We start from the raw sequence: 24359 nt of genomic DNA, 5'->3' as shown, positions 1-24359 counted from the left end.
CGGCCCCGGCCCCGTTAAACCAGAACCCGTTCGATGCCACCATGGTTGGCCGCTTCCACATACGCCGGCAGCCACTCCTTGCCCAGGATCTGGTTGGCCATTTCGACGACGATGTAGTCGGCTTCCAGCAATCCGTTTTGCAGGTCATTGCCGAAGCGCGACAGGCCTTGCAGGCAGCTGGGGCAGCTGGTCAGGATCTTGACGTTTTCTTTTTCGCCCAGGGCGCCCGATGACCGCAATGCAGCCTCGCCTTTTTGCAGCTCTTCTTCCTTGCGAAAACGGATCTGCGTCGAAATATCGGGACGCGTGACGCCCAGCGTGCCGGACTCCCCGCAGCAGCGTTCGCTTTTCATCACCTTGTCGCCCAGCAGTGCCTTGACCGTCTTCATGGGCTCCTGCAGCTTCATCGGGCTGTGGCAGGGATCGTGGTACAGATAGCCTTGGCCGGCCTGCAGCGTGATGCTTTTCTCCAGCAGGTATTCGTGGATGTCGATGATGCGGCACCCCGGGAAAATCTTCTCAAACTCGTAGCCCTGCAACTGGTCGTAGCAGGTCCCGCAGCTGACCACCACCGTCTTGATGTCCAGGTAGTTCAGCGTATTGGCCACGCGGTGGAACAGCACCCGATTGTCGGTGATGATTTTCTCGGCCTTGTCATACTGACCCGAGCCGCGCTGGGGGTAGCCGCAGCACAGGTAGCCCGGCGGCAGCACGGTTTGCACGCCGGCGTGCCAGAGCATGGCCTGCGTGGCCAGTCCCACCTGGGAAAACAGGCGCTCCGACCCGCAACCGGGGAAGTAAAACACCGCTTCGGTTTCAGCCGTGGTGTTTCTCGGGTTGCGAATGATGGGGACGTAATCGTTGTCTTCAATGTCCAGCAGGGCCCGTGCGGTTTTCTTCGGCAGGCCGCCGGGCATCTTCTTGTTGATGAAGTGGATGACCTGCTCTTTCACAGGGGCCTTGCCCACGGTCGCCGGTGGCTTGGCCGTCTGCTTCCTGGTCAGCGTGCGCAGTAGGTCGTTGGCCGCGCGCTGGGCCTTGAAGCCCACATCCACCATGGCGCTACGCATGAATTTGATGGTCTGCGGGTTGGTGGCATTGAGGAAGAACATCGCCGCCGCATTGCCGGGGCGGAAAGACTTATGCCCCATCTTGCGCAGCAGGTTGCGCATGTTCATCGACACATCGCCAAAATCGATATCGACCGGGCAGGGCGTCAGGCACTTGTGGCACACCGTGCAATGGTCGGCCACATCTTCAAACTCTTCCCAGTGCTTGATGCTGATGCCGCGCCGGGTCTGTTCTTCGTAGAGGAAGGCCTCGATCAGCAGCGAGGTCGCCAGGATCTTGTTGCGCGGGCTGTACAGCAGATTGGCACGCGGCACATGGGTCGCGCACACCGGCTTGCACTTGCCGCAGCGCAGGCAATCCTTGATGCTGTCGGCAATCGCGCCAATATCGGACTGCTGCATGATCAGCGACTCGTGCCCCATCAGGCCAAAGCTGGGGGTGTAGGCGTTGGTCAGGTCGGCAGGAAAGCGCACATCCCTGAGCAGTTTGCCCTTGTTGAAGCGGCCCTCGGGGTCGACCCGCTGCTTGTAATCGGTAAACGGCTGGAGTTCTTCTTCGGTCAGGAAGTCCAGTTTGGTGATGCCGATGCCATGCTCGCCTGAAATCACGCCGTCCAGCGAGCGCGCCAGCACCATGATGCGGGCCACCGCTTCATGCGCGGTTTGCAGCATTTCATAGTCGTCGCTGTTGACCGGCAAATTGGTGTGCACATTGCCGTCGCCGGCATGCATGTGCAGCGCCGCCCAGACGCGGCCCTTGAGCACGCGCTTGTGAATGGCATTGCACTCATTGAGAATGGGCTCGAACGCAGCGCCATTGAAAATCGCTTGCAGGCGGGCCCGGATCTGGGTTTTCCAGCTGGCACGCAGGCTGTGGTCCTGCAATTGCGGGAAAAATTCGTCGATGCCCTGCAGCCAGCCGATCCAAAGCGCACGCACCTCACTGATCAGGGCAATGGCCTGACCGACCCGGTCTTCCAGCAATTCGGCCGAAGGAATGTCGTTGGCGTCGTCGGATTTTCCCAGCGGCAGATTGCCCTTGGTGAAAAAGGCCTCCAGCGCGTCACACAGCTTGATCTTGTTGCGCAGGCTCAACTCAATGTTGATGCGCTCGATGCCGTCGGTGTACTCGGCCATGCGTGGCAGCGGAATCACCACGTCTTCATTGATCTTGAAGGCATTGGTGTGCTTGCTGATCGCGGCGGTGCGCTTGCGGTCCAGCCAGAATTTCTTGCGCGCCTCCGGGCTGATCGCGATGAAACCCTCGCCGCTGCGCGAGTTGGCAATGCGCACCACCTCGGAGGTGGCGCGCGCCACGGCGTCGGCATCGTCGCCGGCAATGTCCCCCACCAGCACCATCTTGGGCAGACCGCCGCGCTTGGACTTGGTGGCATAACCGACCGCCTTCAGGTAACGGTCGTCCAGATGCTCCAGCCCGGCCAGAATGGCGCCGCCGCGCTTTTGCTCGGCGAACATGAAATCCTTGATCTCGACAATGCTGGGCACGGCGTCCTTGGCGTTGCCGAAAAACTCCAGGCAAACGGTGCGGGTGTGGGCCGGCATGCGGTGCACGATCCAGCGCGCGCTGGTGATCAGGCCGTCACAGCCTTCTTTCTGGATGCCCGGCAAGCCGCTCAGGAACTTGTCGGTGACGTCCTTGCCCAGGCCCTCTTTGCGGAAAACCTTGCCGGCAATGTCCAGCCGCTCGGTACGCACCGGGGTTTTGCCGTCGGCCTCGAAATATTTCAGTTCGAAGCTGGCAACTTCAGCATCGTGAATCTTTCCCAGGTTGTGGTCCAGCCGGGTGACTTCCAGCCACTGCGCCTGCGGCGTCACCATGCGCCACGAGGACAGGTTGTCCAGCGCCGTGCCCCACAGCACCGCCTTCTTGCCGCCGGCGTTCATCGCGATGTTGCCGCCGATGCAGGAGGCTTCGGCCGAGGTCGGGTCCACGGCAAACACGAAACCGCCGCGCTCGGCCGCGTCAGCCACGCGCTGCGTGACCACGCCGGCCTCGGTCCAGACCGTGGCCACCGGCCGGTCCAGCCCGGGCAGCGAGACCATTTCCACCTCGGTCATGGCTTCGAGCTTTTCAGTGTTGATGACCGCGCTCTTCCAGGTCAGCGGGATCGCGCCGCCGGTATAGCCGGTGCCGCCGCCGCGCGGGATGATGGTCAGGCCCAGTTCGATACAGCCCTTGACCAGGCCGGCCATCTCGGCTTCGGTATCGGGCGTCAACACCACGAAGGGGTATTCGACGCGCCAGTCGGTCGCGTCGGTCACGTGGGACACGCGGCTCAGGCCGTCGAACTTGATGTTGTCCCTGGCCGTGAACTTGCGCAGCTGGCGCAGGGTCTTGCGACGCAGGTCGGCGGCTGCGGTGAATGCGGCATCGAATGCCTGCACGGCCTGGCCGGCCGCCACAGTCAATTCACCCACCAGAGTGTCGCGCTCGGCATCGCTGTCGGGCGTGCGGCGTTTTTCGATCTCGCCCAGCCGATGCTTCAGGGCCTCGACCAGCAGGCGGCGGCGCTTGGGGTTGTCCAGCAGGTCATCCTGCAAGTAGGGGTTGCGCTGCACCACCCAGATGTCGCCCAGCACCTCATAAAGCATGCGGGCCGAGCGGCCGGTGCGGCGCTCCTGGCGCAGGCGCTTGAGCACGTCCCAAGCCCGGGAGCCCAGCAGCCGGATCACGATTTCGCGGTCCGAGAACGAGGTGTAGTTGTAGGGAATCTCGCGGATGCGTGACTGTTCGTGCGCTTCAACGTCTTTCGCGTCATCCGCGAAAACGTTCAGTTCGTGAAGTGTATGTGGGGCGTTCATCGGGTTCTGATTGTGCGGCCAGAACGCCGGACGACAGGACACAGCGGCTGGACCGGAATGTTACCGCAGTGCGGCATTCACACACTGGACCCAAGGACACATGCTGAAAACCCCAGTCCAGGTCAGCTGGAAATCTTGGTCCAATGAATTGGACTTATTCCTGACATGTCGATTTGATACGCTGCCGCCCCATGGGACGCCGAGCAGACCGTTTTATGTCCGACCTTGTATGTCCAACCCAAACAGGAAAGACCACAGCCGCAAAAACGAAATAAAAAGAACATTTTCAGGGTAAGCACCAAGATAAAAGGAATTTAAAAGAACAATAATTCTCAAGATTGGAAATAAATTTCGACCATACAAGAAAATCGAAACTTTGACCGCCCTTAAAGCCCTATCCAGGCTCAAGGCTTCAACACAAGGAGCAACCATGAAATTGAAATATGCTGTCGCTGCCCTCGCAGCGGCTATGTCCCTGACGGCCCAGGCCCAAACCGAAATCCAGTGGTGGCATTCGATGGGCGGCGCGCTCGGAGAATGGGTCAACGACCTGGCCAAGGACTTCAATGCCGGTCAAAAAGAGTACAAGATCGTGCCCACCTTCAAGGGCAGCTATGACGAATCCATGACTGCTGCGGTCGCCGCCTTCCGCGCCGGCAATGCGCCGCACATTTTGCAGGTGTTCGAGGTGGGCACCGCCACCATGATGGCCTCCAAGGGCGCCATCAAACCCGTGGGCGAAGTGATGAAGCAGTCGGGCCTGCCCTTTGATCCGGCGGCCTACGTGCCGGCTGTCGCGGGCTACTACACCGCCCCCAACGGCCAGATGCTGAGCTTTCCGTTCAACAGCTCGACACCGGTATTCCATTACAACAAGGACGCGTTCAAGGCCGCCGGCCTGAACCCCGAGAAGCCACCCACGACCTGGCCGGAAGTGGCCCTGGCCGCCGCCCAGCTCAAGGCCTCGGGCCACAAGTGCCCCTTCACCACGAGCTGGATCAGCTGGACCCAGCTGGAAAGCTTCTCGGCTTGGCACAACGTCCTGTTTGCCACCAAAAACAATGGCTTCGGCGGCCTGGACACGCGCCTGGCTTTCAACACGCCGCTGCATGTGCGCCACATTGAAAACCTGGCCAACATGGCCAAATCCGGCCTGTTTGTCTACAAAGGCCGCGGCAATGCGGCGGATGCCACCTTTGTCTCCGGCGAATGCGCCATGGCCACCGGTTCCTCGGCACTCTACGGCAGTGTGGTGCGCAACAGCAAGTTTAGCTACGGCATTGGCACCCTGCCCTACTACCCTGACGTTCCGGGCGCGCCGCAAAACACCGTGATCGGCGGCGCCAGCCTGTGGGCCATGAGTGGCAAGAAGCCCGAAGAGTACAAGGGCGTTGCCTCGTTCTTCAACTACCTGTCACAGCCTGAAGTCGCCGCCAAGAGCCACCAGCGTACCGGCTACCTGCCGGTCACCAAGGCCTCGTTTGAAGTCACCGACAAATCCGGCTTCTACAAAAAAAACCCCGGCACCGACGTCTCGGTGACGCAAATGATCCGCAAGACCACCGAAAAATCGCGTGGCGTGCGCCTGGGCAACTTCGTGCAGATCCGCACCATCGTCGACGAGGAGCTCGAAGGCGTGTGGAGCGGCAAGAAGGCTCCGAAGGAAGCACTGGACACGGCCATCAAGCGCGGCAACGAGCAGCTTGAGCGCTTCCAGAAAGCGAATAAAGGCTGACGCCTTTGTTCGCCTGGCGCCTTGCTGGCGCCGTATTGACATCCCCTCTCCCCTGCCCCTCCCCGCCCAGCGGGGAGGGCGTGATAATGCGTGACAATGGAAAAACGGGTCCTCTTCAAATCAACATGGCTGCCCTGGGTGCTGATCGCACCCCAGATGGCGATCATCCTGGTGTTCTTTTTCTGGCCGGCTGGGCAGGCCTTGTACCAAAGCGTGCTGCTGCAGGACGCTTTTGGGTCTTCCACCGAGTTTGTCGGCCTGGAAAACTTCGAGCGCCTGTTTGCCGACCCGAGCTACCTGGACTCCTTCAAGACCACCGCCCTTTTTTCCGGCTTGGTTGCCGTCTCGGGACTGGCCATTGCCTTGCTGCTGGCCGTGATGGCCAACCGGGTGGTGCGTGGCGCCGCCATCTATAAAACCCTGCTGATCTGGCCTTACGCCGTGGCCCCCGTCGTGGCCGGCGTCCTGTGGCTGATGATGTTTGCCTCGCCTTACGGCACCGTGGCCCATGCCCTGCGGGAAATGGGCTTCCCATGGGATCACGTGCTCAACGGCGACCATGCGATGGCCCTGATCGTCATGGCCGCGGTGTGGAAGCAGATCTCCTACAACTTCCTGTTCTTCCTGGCCGGCCTGCAGTCGATCCCGCATTCGCTGATCGAGGCGGCCACCATCGATGGCGCCTCGCCCTGGCGGCGCTTCTGGAGCATCGTGTTTCCGCTGCTCTCGCCCACGACCTTCTTTCTGCTGGTCATCAACGTGGTGTATGCGTTTTTCGACACCTTTGCCATCGTCGACGCGGCCACCCACGGCGGGCCCGGCAAGGAAACCTCGATCCTGGTCTACAAGGTGTACTACGACGGCTTCAAGGCCCTGGACATCAACGGCTCGGCTGCGCAGTCTGTGGTGCTGATGTTCATCGTCATCGTGCTCACGGTGATCCAGTTCCGCTTCGTTGAAAAGAAGGTTCAATACTGATGAGCCCCCACGCTTGCAACTTCGTCGCTGCGCTGAACGAGTCGCCGCAAGATGCGGCGGCTCTTCGGCCTGTCCAAACCTGCGCAGGCAGGTTCGGAGCCGCAGGCCTCAGCCCCTCAGGGGTCCAAGCCTGCTCGTCCAAGCGGAGCGCAGGACCAGCCTGCGCCATGGCGGCCCAGCGGAGGCTTGACTGATGATTCAACGCAACCCGATCCTCGATTTCTTCTCGCACGTCATTCTCATCGTCGGTGTGCTGATCGTGTTTTTCCCGATCTACGTGACCTTCATCGGCTCCACCCAGACCGCCCAGCAGATATCCTCCAGCAACCCGATTTCGCTGCTGCCGGGCAGCAACATGCTGGAAAGCTACCGCCTGGCCCTGTTCGGCGGCAAGACCAGTGCGGGCGCGACGATTGCGCCCGCCGCCCCCATGATGGCGATCAGCCTGGCGAGCGCCCTGATCATAGCCATCGGCAAGATCGCGATCTCGCTGCTGTCGGCGTTTGCCATCGTTTACTTCCGCTTTCCGCTCAAGAACGTGGTGTTCTGGATGGTGTTTGTCACGCTGATGCTGCCCGTCGAAGTGCGCATCGGCCCGACCTACGAGGTGGTGTCGGACCTGAGCATGCTCAACAGCATGGCGGGCCTCACTGTGCCGCTGATCGCCTCGGCCACCGCCACCTTTTTGTTTCGCCAGTTTTTTCTGACGGTGCCCGATGAGCTGGTCGAAGCCGCGCGCATGGACGGCGCCGGGCCGATGCGCTTCTTCAAGGACGTGCTGCTGCCGCTGTCCAAGACCTCGGTCGCGGCGCTGTTTGTCATTCAGTTCATCTACGGCTGGAACCAGTACCTGTGGCCGCTGCTGGTGACCACCGACGAAAAGATGTACCCGATCGTGATGGGCATCAAGCGCCTGATCTTCGGCGAGGTCTACATCGAGTGGAACGTCGTGATGGCCACCGCCATCCTGGCCATGCTGCCGCCCGCGCTCGTGGTGATACTGATGCAGAAGTGGTTTGTCAAAGGTCTTGTGGACACCGAAAAATAATGGCTTCAATCCAACTCAACAACGTCATCAAGCGCTACGGCAATGGCAAGCACGCGCTGCAGGTGATCCACGGCGTCAATGCGACAATAGCCGACCGCGAGTTCATCGTGATCGTCGGGCCCTCGGGCTGCGGCAAGTCCACCTTGCTGCGCATGGTCGCGGGCCTGGAGGAAATCTCCGGCGGCGAGATCTCCATCGGCAACCGGGTGGTGAACCAGTTAGAGCCGGCCGAACGCGACATCGCCATGGTGTTCCAGAACTACGCGCTGTACCCGCACATGAGCGTGTTCGACAACATGGCCTATGGCCTGAAGATCAAGAAAGTGCCGATTGACGAGATCAAGATTCGCGTCGACAAGGCCGCGAAGATTCTGGAGCTGGGCCACCTGCTGGAGCGCAAGCCGCGCCAGCTCTCGGGCGGCCAGCGCCAGCGCGTGGCCATGGGCCGGGCCATCGTGCGCCAGCCGCAGGTCTTTCTGTTTGACGAGCCGCTGTCCAACCTGGACGCCAAGCTGCGTGTGCAGACCCGCCTCGAAATCCAGAAGCTGCACCGCGAGTTGGGCATCACCGCCCTGTTTGTCACGCACGACCAGGTCGAGGCCATGACCCTGGCGCAGCGCATGATCGTGATGAACGCCGGGCGCATGGAGCAGTTTGGCACCCCCGAAGAGGTCTACAACCGGCCGGCCACCACCTTTGTCGCAAGTTTCATCGGCTCGCCGCCGATGAACCTGCTGAGGAATGCGCCCGGCGGCCGTGCGGGCGCCATCATGGGCATCCGGCCCGAGCACCTGGACATCGGCCACACCGGCTGGGAACTGCGCGTGGAAACCGTTGAGCTGCTCGGCGCGGAGCGCCTCGTCTACTGCCGCCTCGGCGATGACCAGATCATCGTGCGGACCGACGAGCACCATCCGGCACCGGCAACCGATTCCATCATCCACGTGGCCCCGCGCGAAGACCGTCTGCACTGGTTCGACGCCGCCAGCGGCAAACGCATCTGAATGACCACTCCCTGGCCCTACCCGCGCTGGATCGCGCACCGCGGCGCTGGCAAGCTGGCGCCCGAAAATACCCTGGCGGCTTTCAAACTGGGGGCCAGCCACGGCTACCGCATGTTTGAGTGCGACGTGAAACTGAGTGCCGACGGCGTGCCATTTCTGCTGCATGACGCCACGCTGGAGCGCACCAGCACCGGCCAGGGCATTGCCGGCGAGCAGCCTTGGGCAGCGTTGTCCAGGCTCGACGCGGGCAGTTGGCATTCGCCAGAATTTGCGGGCGAAGCCTTGCCGACGTTTGAGAGCATTGCCCGCTATTGCCTGGACCAGGGCTATTTCCTTAATATCGAGATCAAACCCACGCCCGGCCTGGAGCGCCGCACTGGTGAAGTGGTGGCCGAGCATGCGGCACGGCTCTGGGAGGACGCCGCCGTGCCGCCGCTGCTCACCTCGTTTGAGCCCGAAGCCCTGGAAGCGGCCCTGGCCGCCCAGCCGCAGCTGCCGCGCGGACTGCTGCTTGACTCTCTCTGGACGGGCTGGCTTGAAACGGCGCTGCGGCTCGACTGCGTGGCCATCGTCTGCCAGCACACCCTCTGGGACAGCTCCAGTGTGACGCAGGCCAAAAGCGCCGGTTTCAGAACCCTGAGCTACACCGTCAACGACGAGCCGGCCGCCCAGCGCCTGTGGGACCTGGGCACCGACGGCATCATCACCGACCGGGTCGACCTGTTCAGCCCGGCGTCCTGAGCGCCAGCGACTCCCTGACATGGGTGGCAATCACGCCCATCAGTTCTGACAGATGAGCACGCAGCGGTGCAAAGCCGGCGTGGGGCTCGCGCGTGACCTCGTCCATGTAGACCGGCCGGCGAATCTCGACCTGCAGGCTGTGGCGGTTCAGCGCAGGCCGGCCTATGCGCCCTATCAGCTCCACGCCCTTGTAGGGGTCGTTGACGGCCACGCTGTAGCCAAAACCGCGCAGAGTCTGGGCCACCAGGCCCACGAATTCCGGCGCACAGCTTGTGCCGTCGCGATCGCCCAGCACGAAATCGGCCAGCGGCTGCGCGCTGACCTTACCCAGCCGCGCATGCGCATCATTGGGCATGGAGTGCAGGTTCAGGTGCCACACGGCATCGAAGTCGCGCACGCTGGCGTCAATCGCCTGCTGCAAGGCCGCGTGGTAGGGCCGCCAGCAGCGCGCTATGCGTGAGCGCACCTCGGCGATGCTCAGCCGGCGGTCGTACAGCGGCGTCTGCGCGTCGAGCCGGCTCCAGACCAGGCCGTAGCCCAGACGCGACTTCTCGCCCGGCGCCAGCGGCTCGGGCCAGGGCCCGTCCAGCAGCGCCGGGTCGAGGTCGCTCAGCGCGCGGTTGGGGTCGATGTAGGTGCGCGGAAAAGTGGCGGCCAGCAGCGTGGCGCCATGCTGGGGCGCATCGGCCCACAGCGTGTCGACATGGGTGTCTTCGCCCCGGCGCAAGACGGCCAGCGGCACGGCAAAACCGAAATCCGCCGGGTAGTCGGTGCCGCTGTGCGGCGAGTCGCAGACCAGGGGCAGGCGTGTCGTGGCCGGCGGCGTCAGCCGCACCGGCGTGTCCAGGCAAGACGCCATCATTCGATCCGGATGTTGGCGGCCTTGGCGATGCGGCGGTAGCGCTCGATCGCGGTCTGGATCTGGAGCGCGAACTGCTCGGGCGAATTGGCCATCACGATACCGGAAATCGACGCGGCCCTTTCCTTGAATTCGGAGCTGGCCATGGTTTTGTGGGCTGCCTCATGCAGCTTTTTGACGATGGGCGCGGGCGTGCCCATCGGCGCCACCAGGCCGAACCAACCGCCTTCGCTCATTTCCTCAAAGCCCAATTCGCGGTAGGTCGGCGCCTCGGGCAGCACGGCCGCGCGCTGCGGCGACAGCACGGCCAGGGCCCGCAGCTTGCCGGCCTTGATGTGCGGCAGGGCGGAGGGCAGGTTATCGCTCATGGCGCTGACCACGCCGGCCAGCGCGTCGTTCATGGCCGGGCCCGCGCCCTTGTAGGGCACATGCAGTAGCTGGATACCGGCCAGGTCCATGAAATGCTCGATGTTGGCGTGGCCCATCGTGCCATTGCCCGGTGAGGCGAAGCTGTATTTGCCGGGGCTGGCTTTGGCCAGGGCAATGAACTCCTTCATGCTCTTGGCCGGCACGCTGGGGTGCACGAAGAACACGCTGGGCACGGCCATCACGTTGGTGATGGGCTGGAAATCCTTGATCGGGTCGTAGGGCAGCTTGGCGTAGATCGCCGGGTTGGCGCCGTGCGTGCTGACCGTGGCCATGCCGATGGTGTAGCCGTCCGGCGCCGCCTTGGCGATGGCGTCCGCACCCAGCGAACCGCCGGCGCCGCCGCGGTTATCCACCACCACGGCCTTGCCGAGGTAGGCGCCCATCTTGTCGGCCAGCAGCCGGGCCACCATGTCGGTGGAGCCCCCGGCTGGGAACGGCACGATCAGCTTGATCGGGCGATCCGGGTAATCGGCGGCCAGCGCCGACAGCGGATGGGCAAAAGGGGCGGCCGCCAGAGCAGCCAGAACGCAACGTCGATGGACCATGGAAAAACTCCAAACAAATTGAAAAATAACCAGCGCCATTGTGGGCAGCCGGCGGGCGCCAGAAAAGGGACAAAATAGCGTCAACTCATTACCAACGCTCATAGTTAGTTCGATGCGCATTCGCTCCCCCTCCCTGCCCGAACTGCACGCCTTTGCGGCAGCCGCCCGGCATGACAGCTTCTCCAAGGCGGCCCAGGAGCTGTGCGTGACCCAGGGCGCGATCAGCCGCGCCATCGCCCGGCTGGAAGAACATCTGGGCATCACCTTGTTCACGCGCCAGGGCCGGCGCAGCGCGCTGACCGACGCCGGCCGCAATTACCTGGAGGCTATCGCCCCGGCGATACAAAGCATCGAAGCCGCCACGGTGCGGGTCCAGGCCCAGCGTGGCAGCGCCCACCTGCGGCTGTCGGTCACGCCCACGCTGTTCAGCCACTGGCTGATTCCGCGCCTGCCCGATTTCCGGCAGCGCCACCCGGACATCACCCTGTCGTTTGCGCCCTACCAGCGCGACGATGCGCTGGATGCCTCCGACATCGACGCCTGGTTGCGCGGCGGCGATGGCCACTGGCCGCAGCACATCGCAGCCGACTATGTGGTCGGGCGCGAGCTGGTGCCGATCTGCCGCCCAGCCGACCTGCAAGGCCCGCAGGCCATATGCGGGCCGCAGGACCTGCTGACGCGGCCGCTGCTGTTTCACACCCATTACCCGGACAACTGGGTCCTCTGGTTCAAGGCGGTGGGTTGCCCGCACGCACCGCTGCACGCCAGCGCCGATTTCGAGCGGGTGGCCCTGCTGGTGCAGGCCGTGATTGCCGGCCTGGGCGTAGCCGTGGTGCAGCGCTGCCTGGTGGAAGACGATCTGGCGGCCGGCCGCATTGCGATCGCGCTGGACCGGCCGGTGCAGAGCAACCGCGGCTACCATCTCTGCTATGCCGCGAGCAAGAGCGACTTTCGGGCGCTGGCCAGCTTCAGGCAATGGCTGCTGGAGCAAGGCCGGGACACACCGGCCACGACGTGACCGCCCTTAGGGCTCGTTCAGAAATAACTTGCACATTTGTCTCGTCAGATTCGGGCGCACTGCGTTGTTGCGAATCGCTTGTGTGGCTGGGCCACACGGCGCGCTTCACGCCTAGCATTGCATCCCGAATCCGACGGCCAAATGCACAACTTATTCCAGAACGAACCCTTACTTTTTCCAGCCGCGCAGCAGCACCCACTGGCAAGTCGCCGCGCCCAGCACCAGCGCGGTGTAGGTGGCCATCTTGCCGTCGCGCCCGAAAAACACCAGCCCGGCCAGCAGCACCACCAAACCTGCTATAAAAACAATAGCTATTTGCGCATACAAGCCAAGGGCCAAGGGCTTTTTTGACTTGAAGACTCGGCCAAAAAGACGCGACAACAGCACCACCAGCACAGCAACAAAAGCGGCCGGCGCCATGAAATTGAACAGGTGGTTGGTCAGGTGGTAAGCAGTCATGGCAGCAGTTCAAAGGAGTCGAATATCCGGCTCAAAAACCGGTCATTGGCGGTGTTTGGAGGTCATTGGCGCCAGCCCAATGCCCGGTCAAATACCCGGTCAGTCGGTAAATTTTATAATCCGGCAATGTCAGTCTGGGCCTTAGGCATTAACCATAACACCGCACCGCTTGATTTGCGCGGACGCTTTGCGTTCGCCATCGACCAGATTGAGCCGACTTTGCGGGCTTTGCGCGAGTCGCTGGCACGCCAGCCCGAGGCCACGCTGCTGTCGACCTGCAACCGCACCGAGATTTACTGCGCCGGCGACAAGCCCGACCTGGACCACACGCTGGAGTGGCTGGCGCACAACGGCGGCGTCTCGCCGGCCCTGCTGCGCTCACACGCCTACACCTTGCAAGACGACCAGGCTGCGCGCCACGCCTTCCGGGTGGCCAGCGGGCTCGACTCCATGGTGCTGGGCGAGCCGCAGATCCTGGGCCAGATGAAAGACGCGGTGCGCGCCGCCGAGGACGCCGGCGCCATGGGCAGCACGCTGCACCAGCTGTTCCAGCGCTCGTTTGCCGTGGCCAAGGAAGTGCGCACCAGCACCGAGATCGGCGCGCACAGCATCAGCATGGCGGCGGCCGCAGTACGGCTGGCCGGCCAGCTGTTTGAGGACCTGAGCGACATCCGGGTGCTGTTTGTCGGCGCCGGTGAAATGATCGACCTGGCGGCCACCCACTTTGCCGCCAAAAATCCAAAATCCATGGCGATTGCCAACCGCACGCTGGAGCGCGGCGAAAAACTCGCCAGCCGCTTTGGCGCCGAAGTCATGCGCCTGGCCGACCTGCCCAGCCGCCTGCACGAATTTGATGCGGTCATCAGCTGCACCGCCAGCACCCTGCCCATCATTGGTCTGGGCGCGGTGGAGCGGGCCATCAAGGCGCGCAAGCACCGCCCCATGTTCATGGTGGATCTGGCGGTGCCGCGCGACATCGAGCCTGAAGTCAAGGCGCTGCCGGATATTTACCTCTACACCGTGGACGACCTGGCGCATGTGGTGCAGACCGGCAAGGACAACCGGCAGGCCGCCGTGGCGCAGGCCGAAGTCATCATTGACGCCGGCGTGCAGAACTTCATGCACTGGCTCAGCCAGCGGCGCACCGTGCCGCTGATCCAGCAGCTCAACGCCCAGGCGGACGAGTGGCGTGCCGCCGAGATTGCCCGTGCCAAGAAACTGCTCGCCAGGGGCGAGCCGATTGACGCGGTGCTCGATGCGCTGTCGCGCGGCCTCACGCAAAAACTGCTGCACGGCACCCTGGCCGAGCTGCATGCCGGCGATGCCAACAACCGTGAAGCCACGGCGCAAACCGTCTCCAAACTGTTTCTGCGCGGCCAACTGCCCAAGCAGCACAAGCAGCACAGGGAACGTTAGCGCTGCTGCAGCCGGCGCGACCGCACGCGGTACCGCCCCCTTGCCCCGCCGCTTTGCCCCATTCCGCAGATTTTTCGCCTTTTCGCCCCCTTCGCTTTTCGGGCCCGCTTTCATGAACCCCGTATGAAACCTTTTCTCCGCCAGACCCTGGACCGCCAGCTTCTCCGCCTGCATGAGCTCGACTCGCTGCTGTCTGCCACCGACGTGGTGAGCGACCTGGCACGCTTTCGCACGCTGACCCGGGAACATGCCGAGGCCAGTGTGGTGGCCGAACAGTACACCCGGCTCACCAGCCGCGAGGCCGACCTGGCCAACGCCGAAAGCATGCTGGCCGAGGCCAAAGATGACCCCAATGGCGACCCTGAAATGGCCGCCATGGCCGAAGAAGAGATCGCGGCCGCCAAAGCCGATATTGCGCAGCTTGACGAAGCCCTGCAGTTGATGCTGATTCCCAAAGACCCGGACGATGTGCGAGCGGCATTCATCGAAATCCGCGCCGGCACGGGCGGCGACGAATCAGCCCTGTTTGCCGGCGACCTGTTTCGCATGTACACCCGCTTTGCCGAGCGCAACCGCTGGCAGACCGAGATCATCAGCGAGTCGGCCAGTGAGCTGGGCGGTTACAAGGAAGTGGTGCTGCGCATAGACGGGCCCACCGATGCGATGGGCGTTGGCGTTTATGGCAAGCTGCGCTTTGAGTCGGGCGGCCACCGTGTGCAGCGCGTGCCGGCGACCGAAACCCAGGGCCGCATCCACACCAGCGCCTGTACCGTGGCCGTGCTGCCCGAGCCCGACGAAGCCGTGGCCATCCAGATCAACCCGGCCGACCTGCGCATTGACACCTACCGCGCCAGTGGCGCCGGCGGCCAGCACATCAACAAAACCGACTCGGCCGTGCGCATCACGCACCTGCCGACCGGCATCGTGGCCGAATGCCAGGACGACCGCAGCCAGCACCGCAACAAGGCCAAGGCGCTGCAGGTGCTGTCGGCCCGCATCGTGGAAAAAGACCGCGCCGAGCGCGCCGCCAAGGATGCGGCCACGCGCAAGGGCTTGATCGGCAGCGGCGACCGTTCGGACCGGATCCGGACCTACAACTTCCCGCAGGGCCGCCTGACCGACCACCGCATCAACCTGACGCTGTACAAGCTCAGCTTCATCATGGAAGGTGACCTCGGCGACGTGATCACGGCGCTGCAGGTGGCGCGCGGCGCCGAACAGCTGGCCGAGCTGGAATCCGCCTCCAATGGCCAGTATTCAAATTGAATCCATGTTGCAGGCAAAATCGGCCTCCAGCCCTTTCAAAATGTGCACGAACAGCTATTATTTTTATAGCAAATTGGGAGCCCAGCCTTGAACCAGCCGACCTGCGTGCAAGCACTGGCAATGGCCCAAACCCTGGGCCTGGAACGGCTGGATGCCCAGCTGCTGCTGCTGCACGCGCTCGGCAAACCCGGCCATGACCGCGCCTGGCTGCTGGCGCACGACGCCGATGAGCTGCCTGACGCGGTCGCCCAGCAGTTCCGCCAACTCAGCCTGCGCCGGGCGGCAGGTGAACCGCTGGCCTACATCGTGGGCCGCAAGGAGTTTTTCGGTCTGGAACTGCAAGTCGATGCGCGCGTGCTGATCCCGCGCCCGGATACCGAAACGCTGGTGGAATGGTCGCTCGAAGTGTTGCAGCAGCCGGCCATGCCGCCCACCACACCCACCCTGCAGGTGCTGGACCTGGGCACCGGCAGCGGCGCGATTGCGTTGGCTATTTGCCACCGCTTACAGCGCAGCCACCCCAACGCCCAAGTCCTGGCCGTCGATGCCAGCGCCAACGCACTGGCCGTGGCCAGCGCCAACGCCGCCCGGCTCCAGTTGCCGGTGCAGTTTCTTGAAAGTCATTGGCTGCAAAGAGTTAGCGGCCACTTTCACCTGATTGTCAGCAACCCGCCCTACATTGCCAATCTTGACCCACATCTGGCGGCCCTGAAACACGAGCCCCTGCAAGCGCTGACAGCCGGCAGCGATGGGCTGGACGACATTCGCCAAATCGTTGCGCAGGCCCCAACCCACCTGCACGCCGGCGGCTGGCTGCTGCTGGAGCATGGCTACGACCAGGCTGCCGCCGTCTGCACTCTGCTGCACCAGCGCGGCTTTGCGCAGGTGCAAAGCCGTCCGGACCTGGCCGGCATTGCCCGCTGCTCGGGTGGCCAATGGCAAGGGCGCCCCGGCACCTAAGGGCCTGTTCATCCTATTTTTGCAAGATGCGTTGCGAGTCAAAAAGGCCATGAGCAAGGCGCAAAACGCCGTCGGGGTAGACCCCGACAAGGCTTTGCAACGCCGCGCAGGGCCTTTTTGATCGCAACCCGAAGGGAACGGGGTGAAAACGGCGCCACTCGGCGTTGCGCTCCTAGCCCAGACGCCCAGTCTGGGCGTCGTCGCGCGCCTTGATTGGCGCTGTTTTCACCCCGTTCGCATTTGTAAAAATAGGGTGAACAGGCCCTAAGCCAAACAGCGGGATAATCAAGGCATTGAATTGCAGTTTTTGAATGCCATTTATTCAGAACGTCAGAACGGTCACGCCAAACCCGGCTTTTTAACCCGCGCTGACCCACCCATTCCAGAGGAACCCCTATGATCGACACCCAGCAACGCATTGACCAGATCGTCAAATCCAACGACGTCGTGCTTTTCATGAAGGGCACCGCCCAATTTCCCATGTGCGGCTTTTCAGGCCGCGCGATTCAGGTGCTCAAGGCTTGCGGCGTGAACAAACCCGCCACCGTGAACGTGCTGGAAGACGAGGAAATTCGCCAGGGCATCAAGGAATACAGCAACTGGCCCACCATCCCGCAGCTGTATGTGAAGGGCGAGTTCATCGGCGGCTCCGACATCATGATGGAGATGTATCAGAGCGGCGAATTGCAGCAGGTACTGGGCACAACGGCCGCCTGACACGGCCCGCGCCCGCAGCGGGCTGCAATGATGTGAAGCCGCCCCGCTCGCTCAAGCCAGCGGCAAGCCCCGCCTGAACATCCGTGTGATCAGTTTGTATAGCCTTCGCAGGCACCGGCGTTCACACGTCCCTTGCATTCGCGCTTGAGGCGGGCGACGCGCTCTGCCGTGGTTTCCTGCGAGCCTGGCATGAATTTGACTTTGGCGACCTTCGCGGTTTTCACACTTTTGGTCGTCTTGGCTTTTTTCGGCTTGGCGGCCACCTCATCCGCAGACTGCGCCTGACTGGCCGCCAGCAGCATGGCGAGGCAAGCCAACACAGCCCCTGTCGATCGGAAAATGGACTTCACGGTCATGTTCTCTTTCCTTTCCCTGGTTCGCGGCTTGAGACCGCTTCTTTTTAAAAATCACTGCAGCTTGGCATCGCCATAAACCTGATCATCCGGCGGGGCCTCGGCCTGAAGGCGAAACCCCTCACTGGCCCAGGCGCCCAGATCCATGCTTTTGCAGCGCTCGCTGCAAAAAGGCCGGAACAGGTTGCTGGGGGCATAAATGCTTTTGCCGCCGCAGTTGGGGCAAACCACCGTTTTGGTGACTGGCTGGTTGGGATTCATCGTCGACATGTTGCTTCAGGCTGGTCTTGAAAACTTGAAAGCCGGCTGGCTCCGCTCAGGAGCACAGCGTCAGGTCAAACGCGGCATCGTCAGTGCAGGGATGCAGACGATCGTCGCTTCCATGGCGCATGAGGCGAACTGAAACAATCAGGCGGTTGCCGCTAATCTCTGGAATCAGGCCCAAGGTCGGATCAATGCGCAAACGCAGCAACTGGAAAGTCCGGCCCTGGGGCAGCGTTTGCTGGTACTGCCCGCCGGGCGCCACCACTTTTTGCGGTGAGCCGGAGTCACGCAGCAGCTTGAGCAGCACGTGGACCGATTCGGCCAGCGGCACCAGCGTGGCAATCCAGCGCTGCAAGTCCTGCTGGCGCGTTGCGGCATCAAAGTGCTGCCAGGCAAAGTAAGCCGGCAAGTCAAACTCGCAAGTGCCCCCCGGAATGCCGATGCGGCTGCGAATGCCCATGAGCCAGTCGTTCTCGGTCAGCGACTGGCCGGCCTTGCCATGCAAGCCGTTCAGGGCGGCAAAGCACCCGTCCAGTTGGGCCGTGACCTCATCCAGCACCGCCTCGGAAATGGCCGGGTTGCCGCGGTAGCCGTTGAGAATGTGCTTCTGCTTTTCAAGGTCCTTGAGCACATCGGTTTTCAGGTCGGCTCGTGCAGCGACATCCATCACCTCAAAAATGGTGGTGATCGCGTAGTGATGGTCCGTCGGATGCTCCCGCACAACCAGTTCGCGCAGGCGGTGAAACAGGTGCTCAAGCCGCAAATAGGTGCGTATGCGTTCGTTGAAGGGATACTCGTAAAGAATCACTGCGCTATCTTTATCAGCTGGTTGGTGGTGACGGTTTGCGCATCATAGCCCGAAGCGGGCCGCGATCTGCCGGACCATCTGCTCAAGTTCGTCCAGCGACAACTGGTCGTTGTAGATGCAGATGTCCGCGGCCGCGCGCCGCTGGGCGCGGCTGGCTTGTCCGGCCATGACCTTTTCAACCGCCTCGCGCGTCCAGCCGCTGCGCCCTGCCTCCCGGGCCATGACCCGGCTGATTTGTGTGGCCTCGCTGCAGTCCACCACCAGCACCTGGTCGACCTGCTGCCGCCAGCGGCCCGACTCCACCAGCAAGGGGACATCAAACACCATGCAGGCACTTTGGGATAGTGCGGCCTGGCGCGCCGTTTCCTGGCTCACCAGAGGATGAACAATGGCTTCGAGCTGCTGCCTGGCCGCCGGGTCGGCAAACACCAGCGCCCGCATGCGCTCACGGTCCAGCGCACCTTCGGGCGTGATGAAATGAGCGCCAAACTGCCGGGCAATCCCTGCGATCGCAGCGCCGCCCGGGGCCGTGACGCTGCGCGCAATGGCGTCGGCGTCCACCACCGTGGCGCCGCAGTCAGCCAGCATTTTCGCGACGGTGCTTTTGCCGCTGCCAATGCCGCCCGTCAGCCCTATGCGTTGCGCTGGAAAAACCGGCATGGCATCACAGGCCGATGAAACGCAAAATGGATTGAGGGCCAAACACCATGGCCGTCAAGCCGGCACCGGCCAGAAATGGGCCAAACGGCACATAACCGCCCTCACGCAGCCCGCTTGAAAACTTCATGGCTATACCCACCACCGCACCGATCACCGAGGCCATCAGGATCATGGGGACCAGCGCTGCCCAGCCAAACCAGGCCCCCAGCGCCGCAAACAGCTTGAAGTCGCCATAACCCATGCCTTCTTTGCCGGTGACCAGCTTGAACGCCCAGTACACCAGCCACAAGGACAGGTAGCCCGCCACGGCGCCCCACAAAGCATTGCCCAGATTGACCGATGGATTCCATTGCAGGGCCGCCACGATCAGGCCCGCCCACAGCAGCGGCAGGGTAATGTCGTCAGGCAGCAAGGTGGTGTCCCAGTCAATCAGCGCCAGCACCAGCAGGGCGGCAGCAAACCCGAACCACAGCAGTGCCGTGACCGTCAGGCCCCAGCGCCAGGCGCAGAAACAAAACAGCGCCCCGCTGACAAGCTCCACGACCGGATAGCGCAGCCCGTACGGTGTACCGCACGCCGAGCATTTGCCGCGCAGGAAGATGTAGCTGAACACGGGAATGTTTTCGTACCAGCGAATGGCATGGCCGCAGCTGGAGCAGCGCGACCGCGGCACCAGCAGATTGAACGTTTCCGTGGCTTCTGCATCAGCGGGCTTGCTCGTCAGTTCGGCGCATTCCCGGGCCCATTGCCGCTCCATTATTTTCGGCAAACGGTAGATCACGACATTCAGAAAGCTGCCGATCAGCAAGCCGAAAATACCGGCCGCCACTACACCGACTTCGGGCGTCACCTCGCCGAGCATCAAACGACTTGGCCCAGCTTGAAGATGGGCAGGTACATGGACACCACAATGCCGCCAATCAGACCACCCAGAAACACGATGATGATGGGCTCCATCAGGCTGGACAGGCCGGCCACCATTTCATCGACTTCCGCCTCATAAAAGTCAGCAGCTTTGCCGAGCATGTGATCCACAGAGCCTGACTCCTCACCGATGGCGCACATCTGCAGCACCATGGTCGGAAACAGGTTGGCATTGGTCATGGCGGCGGTCAGGCTGGTGCCGGTCGAGACTTCCTGCTGGATTTTTTCAGTGGCATCCGCATAAAGCGAGTTGCCGGAAGCGCCCCCCACGGAATCGAGTGCCTCGACCAAGGGCACGCCTGCGGCAAACATGGTCGACAGGGTCCGCGTCCAGCGGGCAATGCACGATTTTTCGATCAAGGCCCCAAACACCGGCACCTTGAGCAGCAGCCGGTCCATGAATTTCTGCATTTTTTCACTGCGCTTCCAGGCCTGCATGAAAAAATAAATACCCCCACCAATGCCGCCAAAGATCAGCCACCAGTAGGCGACAAAAAACTCGCTGACGGCAATCACGAACAGCGTGGGCGCCGGCAAGTCGGCACCAAACGATGAGAACACCTGCTTGAACGCAGGGATCACAAAGATCATGATCACAGCGACCACCACAAAGGCCACCACAACCACCGAAGTCGGGTACATCAGGGCGGACTTGATCTTGGCTTTGATCGCCTCGGTTTTTTCCATGTAAACCGCCAGACGATCGAGCAGCGACTCCAAAATACCGGCAGCCTCGCCCGCTTCCACCAGGTTGCAGTAAAGCGCATTGAAGTACATCGGGTATTTGCGGAAAGCGGCACTCAGCGAGGTGCCGGTTTCCACATCGGTGCGGACATCGTTGAGCAGCTTGGTCACGCTGGCATTGGCATTGCCGCGCCCCACAATATCAAACGACTGCAGCAAGGGCACGCCGGCCTTCATCATGGTGGCGAGTTGCCGGGTAAAAATGGCAATATCCCTGGGCTTGATGGATTTGCCCGAGCGCATGCTGCGCTTCTTGATTTTGCTGGGCAGCACGCCCTGCCGGCGCAACGCGGCCTTGACCTGGTTCTCACCAGCCGCCCGGGTCTCTCCGCGCACCTGCTTGCCATTGCGGTCCTTGCCTTCCCATTCGAAGACGAACTCTTTGATGTCTTTTGCTGCAGTTGCCATGATGCCTTCTTGCTAGTGCGGACGTGATGTTTGAAAATTAAAGCGCTCAGTAACGCGATGGACCAGACTTGCCACCTTACACATTGGTGCAGCCCAACACTTCTTCGAGGGAAGTCATGCCGATCTTAACTTTTTGCAAACCGGCCCCTCGCAGGCTTTTAACGCCTTCGTGTTCTGCCTGCTCGGCGATTTCCAGGGCACTGCCGTCACGCAGGATGATTCGCTGAATTTCGTCCGTAATGGGCATGACTTGGTAGATACCGACCCGGCCCTTGTAACCGTTGTTACACATGGAGCAGCCGACCGGCCGATAGGGCGTCCACGAGCCATCGACCTCTTCTTCCTTGAAGCCTGCGTCCAGCAAGGTCTCACTCGGAATATCCGCCGGCGCTTTGCAGTTGGGGCACAGGCGCCGCGCCAGGCGCTGGGCGGTGATGAGAATCACGCTCGACGCGATGTTAAAGGGCGCGATGCCCATGTTGCGCAGGCGCGTCAGAGTGGCCGGCGCGTCATTGGTATGCAGGGTAGACAGCACCAGGTGGCCGGTTTGTGCGGCCTTGATGGAGATTTCCGCCGTTTCCAGGTCACGGATCTCGCCGACCATGATGATGTCCGGATCCTGGCGCAGAAACGCTTTCAGTGCCACGGAAAATGTCAGTCCGGCCTTGTCGTTCATGCTGACCTGATTCACGCCAGGCAAATTGATCTCGGCCGGATCTTCGGCCGTCGCAATGTTCACACCCGGCTTGTTCAGAATGTTCAGGCAGGTGTAGAGAGACACGGTTTTTCCGGAACCGGTGGGGCCAGTCACCAGCACCATGCCGTAAGGACGCTGCACGGCATTGAGCAGGCGTTCTTTTTCCTCCGGCTCGTAACCCAGTGCATCAATACCCAGTTTGGCACTGCTGGGGTCCAGAATACGGATCACGATTTTTTCGCCAAACATCGTGGGCAGGGTGCTGACCCGGAAATCGATCACACGGTCGGGCCCGACCTTCAGCTTCATTTTTCCGTCTTGCGGGACCCTCTTTTCCGAGATGTCCATCCGCGAGATCACCTTGATGCGAGAGGCGAGTTTGTCCTTGATGGCAATCGGCGGCGACGCGATTTCGCGCAACTCACCGTCAATCCTGAAGCGCACGCGGTAGGTATGCTCATACGGCTCGAAGTGAAGGTCCGAGGCCCGCATGCTAAACGCATCGAGCAGCATCTTGTGCAAGAACTTGACGACGGGCGCGTCGTCAACCTCGGCCACACTGGCGTCATCGGTGTCGATGCTGGCGGCTTCGGCGCTGGTCTCGTCAAACTCGAAGTCATCGCCAATGATGCTGTCCATGGCTTCGGTCGCCGTGGTGGCCGACGCCTCCACCAGCTTGCTCAGCTTGTCATACTCGGCAATCACCCAGTCCACGCCCATTTGCGTGGAGAACTTGATCTTTTCGGCAGCCGCCTGATCGGACGGATCGGCCGTGGCCACAATCAGACGGTTGTTGCGCTTGCTCAGCACCACAATCCGGTAGGCTTGGCAGATTTTGGCGTCCATCAGCCCTTTGGGCAGGCGCTGGACATCAATCGCGTCCATGTCCAGCAAAGGCGCCGCAAAAGCAGTCGACATGGTATGCGCCAGATCGGACGGGGAAACCGCCCCGGAGCCCATCAGCTCCGCAATAAAGCTGGTTCGCCCGCTCTGAGCCTTGCGGAAAATGTCTTCAGCCGCCTTCTGGCCCAGCTTGCCCGCGACCACCAGGGCCCGGCCCAGTCCGGGCAAGGCCAGGGAAGGAGGTTGATTGATAACAGTGTCGACAGCCGCCATAGTTCCGTAAATCTAGCTCAAATAAATATCATCGCCGATAGATTCATGGGTGTAAATCGAAAACGGCCCTGCCCCCGCCCAGTGTTGGTACGAAGGGAAAACAAAAAAGTAACAGGGTGGGGAATCGGGAGACAAGGGGGCGGGAGGGGGGAAGCTGGTCGGGGTGAGAGGATTCGAACCTCCGGCCTCTACGTCCCGAACGTAGCGCTCTACCAGGCTAAGCTACACCCCGCTGGCCAGAGGCCGACCTAGAAGCGTCGCTCCAGCAGTTGCGAGGCCAATTGTAGCAAAGCAGTGCTGTAGGGATTGGCCGGAAACGCCGCCAGTGCATTGACCGCGCGCTGCGCCTCCGCCGCCGCCGCATCACGTGTGACCTGCAACGCCCCGGTCTGCTGGACGATGGCGATAATCTGCGCCATCTGGTCCGTCCCACCGGTTTCGATGGCCTGACGGATCAGGTCCCGCTCCAGCGCCGTTGCGCGCTGCATGGCCACAATCAGCGGAAGCGTCGCCTTGCCTTCACGCAAGTCGTCGCCGAGATTTTTGCCCATTTCCGAGGCATCGCCGTCGTAATCGAGCACATCGTCAATCACCTGAAATGCGGTTCCCAATGCCTGGCCGTAATCGGCGCAAGCCTGCTCGACCTCCGGGGAGGCCTGCGCCAGCAGGGCGGCCAGCCGGGCGCTGGCCTCGAACAGCTTGGCCGTTTTGGAGCGGATCACCAGCAAATAGCCGTCCTCGGACAATGACGCGTCATGCATGTTCATGAGCTGCAGCACTTCGCCTTCGGCAATCACGTTGGTCGCCTCGGCCAGGGTTTGCATGATGCGCATGTCACCGGCCTCAACCATCATCTGGAAAGCCCGGGAATATAAAAAGTCACCGACCAGGACGCTGGCCGGATTGCCAAATGCTTCGTTGGCCGTCGCCCGTCCGCGGCGCAGGGTGGATTCGTCCACCACGTCGTCATGCAGCAAGGTGGCCGTGTGGATGAACTCCACGACGGCGGCCAGGTTGAAACGCTGCTCGCCCCGGTAGCCCAAAGCGCCGCACGCCAGCAACAGCAGGGCCGGCCTGAGCCGTTTTCCGCCCGCCGCAATGATGTACTGCGAAACCTGGCTGACCAGCGGGACGCTGGAGCTCAGGCGATGCTCAATCACCGCGTCCATCCCGCGCATGTCGTCAGCAATCAGGGCCAGGGCAGCAGCGGTACTTGAAGAATTGACAGACAAGGCGATCCAGACGTTAAGTTTTGGGAATTATAGAAACTTCAGGGCCGCCCCAAGGGGTCGGGCCAGGGAGAAAGCCGGGCAGTCG

22 protein-coding genes and 1 tRNA gene are annotated in these 24359 nt (G+C 62.2%); 10 read left to right on the top strand and 13 right to left on the bottom strand.

The window, feature by feature from the left end:
• Positions 1-14: 14 nt before the first annotated feature.
• A complete protein-coding gene (locus V6M61_RS03110) occupies positions 15-3893 on the bottom strand; it encodes an FAD/FMN-binding oxidoreductase (protein WP_332775097.1) in 3879 nt (1292 codons plus the stop codon).
• 430 nt (positions 3894-4323) lie between these two features.
• On the opposite strand from V6M61_RS03110, the gene ugpB reads away from it, so the two are divergent.
• The 5 genes from ugpB (at position 4324) to ugpQ (ending at position 9399) form a co-directional block, all read left to right on the top strand.
• Entirely contained in the window at positions 4324-5628 is a 1305-nt protein-coding gene (gene ugpB, locus V6M61_RS03105) for a sn-glycerol-3-phosphate ABC transporter substrate-binding protein UgpB (protein ID WP_332775096.1), read from the top strand.
• A 96-nt stretch (positions 5629-5724) separates the two neighbouring features.
• The gene (ugpA, locus tag V6M61_RS03100) at positions 5725-6606 is read left to right on the top strand and encodes a sn-glycerol-3-phosphate ABC transporter permease UgpA (protein ID WP_332775095.1); all 882 of its coding nucleotides are present in this window, start codon (positions 5725-5727) and stop codon (positions 6604-6606) included.
• A 193-nt stretch (positions 6607-6799) separates the two neighbouring features.
• Positions 6800-7654, top strand: coding sequence for a sn-glycerol-3-phosphate ABC transporter permease UgpE (gene ugpE, locus V6M61_RS03095; protein WP_332775094.1), 855 nt, complete (start codon positions 6800-6802; stop codon positions 7652-7654).
• Positions 7654-8658, top strand: a complete 1005-nt coding sequence (locus V6M61_RS03090) for a sn-glycerol-3-phosphate import ATP-binding protein UgpC (protein ID WP_332775093.1) — start codon at positions 7654-7656, stop codon at positions 8656-8658. The genes ugpE and V6M61_RS03090 overlap by 1 nt, the downstream gene beginning before the upstream one ends.
• Positions 8659-9399, top strand: a complete 741-nt coding sequence (gene ugpQ, locus V6M61_RS03085) for a glycerophosphodiester phosphodiesterase (RefSeq protein WP_332775092.1) — start codon at positions 8659-8661, stop codon at positions 9397-9399.
• Here ugpQ and V6M61_RS03080 read toward each other — a convergent pair.
• Together V6M61_RS03080 and V6M61_RS03075 are read right to left on the bottom strand one after the other, a co-directional pair.
• The gene (locus tag V6M61_RS03080) at positions 9383-10258 is read right to left on the bottom strand and encodes an N-formylglutamate amidohydrolase (protein ID WP_332775091.1); all 876 of its coding nucleotides are present in this window, start codon (positions 10256-10258) and stop codon (positions 9383-9385) included. The genes ugpQ and V6M61_RS03080 overlap by 17 nt on opposite strands.
• Complete coding sequence (locus tag V6M61_RS03075) at positions 10258-11232, bottom strand: tripartite tricarboxylate transporter substrate binding protein BugE (RefSeq protein ID WP_332775090.1); 975 nt, start codon at positions 11230-11232, stop codon at positions 10258-10260. The genes V6M61_RS03080 and V6M61_RS03075 overlap by 1 nt, the downstream gene beginning before the upstream one ends.
• 112 nt (positions 11233-11344) lie before the next feature.
• On the opposite strand from V6M61_RS03075, the gene V6M61_RS03070 reads away from it, so the two are divergent.
• Positions 11345-12250, top strand: a complete 906-nt coding sequence (locus V6M61_RS03070) for a LysR substrate-binding domain-containing protein (RefSeq protein ID WP_332775089.1) — start codon at positions 11345-11347, stop codon at positions 12248-12250.
• 168 nt (positions 12251-12418) lie between these two features.
• Here the strand turns inward: V6M61_RS03070 and V6M61_RS03065 are convergent, their stop codons facing one another.
• Positions 12419-12709, bottom strand: a complete 291-nt coding sequence (locus V6M61_RS03065) for a hypothetical protein (RefSeq protein WP_332775088.1) — start codon at positions 12707-12709, stop codon at positions 12419-12421.
• A 126-nt stretch (positions 12710-12835) separates the two neighbouring features.
• On the opposite strand from V6M61_RS03065, the gene hemA reads away from it, so the two are divergent.
• The 4 genes from hemA to grxD all read left to right on the top strand — a co-directional run bounded on the left by hemA (position 12836) and on the right by grxD (position 17068).
• Positions 12836-14125, top strand: a complete 1290-nt coding sequence (gene hemA, locus V6M61_RS03060) for a glutamyl-tRNA reductase (protein WP_332775087.1) — start codon at positions 12836-12838, stop codon at positions 14123-14125.
• Positions 14126-14248: 123 nt separating this feature from the next.
• Complete coding sequence (gene prfA / locus V6M61_RS03055) at positions 14249-15391, top strand: peptide chain release factor 1 (RefSeq protein WP_332775086.1); 1143 nt, start codon at positions 14249-14251, stop codon at positions 15389-15391.
• Positions 15392-15511: 120 nt separating this feature from the next.
• Entirely contained in the window at positions 15512-16351 is an 840-nt protein-coding gene (gene prmC / locus V6M61_RS03050) for a peptide chain release factor N(5)-glutamine methyltransferase (protein WP_332775222.1), read from the top strand.
• Between the two features lie 396 nt (positions 16352-16747).
• On the top strand, positions 16748-17068 hold the full coding sequence (gene grxD / locus V6M61_RS03045; RefSeq protein ID WP_332775085.1) for a Grx4 family monothiol glutaredoxin: 321 nt from the start codon (positions 16748-16750) through the stop codon (positions 17066-17068).
• A gap of 89 nt (positions 17069-17157) precedes the next feature.
• Here grxD and V6M61_RS03040 read toward each other — a convergent pair whose 3' ends face one another.
• The 9 genes from V6M61_RS03040 to V6M61_RS03000 all read right to left on the bottom strand — a co-directional run bounded on the left by V6M61_RS03040 (position 17158) and on the right by V6M61_RS03000 (position 24274).
• Positions 17158-17424, bottom strand: a complete 267-nt coding sequence (locus tag V6M61_RS03040) for a hypothetical protein (RefSeq protein ID WP_332775084.1) — start codon at positions 17422-17424, stop codon at positions 17158-17160.
• 51 nt (positions 17425-17475) lie between these two features.
• A complete protein-coding gene (locus V6M61_RS03035) occupies positions 17476-17682 on the bottom strand; it encodes a DNA gyrase inhibitor YacG (protein ID WP_442957717.1) in 207 nt (68 codons plus the stop codon).
• Between the two features lie 55 nt (positions 17683-17737).
• Positions 17738-18493: a cell division protein ZapD gene (gene zapD, locus V6M61_RS03030; RefSeq protein WP_332775082.1), complete on the bottom strand. Its 756-nt coding sequence runs from the start codon at positions 18491-18493 to the stop codon at positions 17738-17740.
• Positions 18494-18535: 42 nt separating this feature from the next.
• On the bottom strand, positions 18536-19153 hold the full coding sequence (coaE, locus tag V6M61_RS03025; RefSeq protein WP_332775081.1) for a dephospho-CoA kinase: 618 nt from the start codon (positions 19151-19153) through the stop codon (positions 18536-18538).
• 4 nt (positions 19154-19157) lie between these two features.
• Positions 19158-20015: a prepilin peptidase gene (locus tag V6M61_RS03020; RefSeq protein WP_332775080.1), complete on the bottom strand. Its 858-nt coding sequence runs from the start codon at positions 20013-20015 to the stop codon at positions 19158-19160.
• Complete coding sequence (locus tag V6M61_RS03015; RefSeq protein WP_332775079.1) at positions 20015-21229, bottom strand: type II secretion system F family protein; 1215 nt, start codon at positions 21227-21229, stop codon at positions 20015-20017. The genes V6M61_RS03020 and V6M61_RS03015 overlap by 1 nt, the downstream gene beginning before the upstream one ends.
• Before the next feature lie 76 nt (positions 21230-21305).
• Entirely contained in the window at positions 21306-23042 is a 1737-nt protein-coding gene (gene pilB / locus V6M61_RS03010) for a type IV-A pilus assembly ATPase PilB (protein ID WP_332775078.1), read from the bottom strand.
• A gap of 155 nt (positions 23043-23197) precedes the next feature.
• Positions 23198-23274, bottom strand: a tRNA-Pro gene (locus V6M61_RS03005).
• A 16-nt stretch (positions 23275-23290) separates the two neighbouring features.
• Entirely contained in the window at positions 23291-24274 is a 984-nt protein-coding gene (locus tag V6M61_RS03000) for a polyprenyl synthetase family protein (protein WP_332775077.1), read from the bottom strand.
• Positions 24275-24359: the final 85 nt, after the last annotated feature.

The organism is Polaromonas sp., from assembly GCF_036676035.1.
Taxonomy (GTDB): Bacteria; Pseudomonadota; Gammaproteobacteria; order Burkholderiales; family Burkholderiaceae_C; genus Polaromonas.
This window is presented reverse-complemented; position numbering and strand designations above follow the sequence as displayed.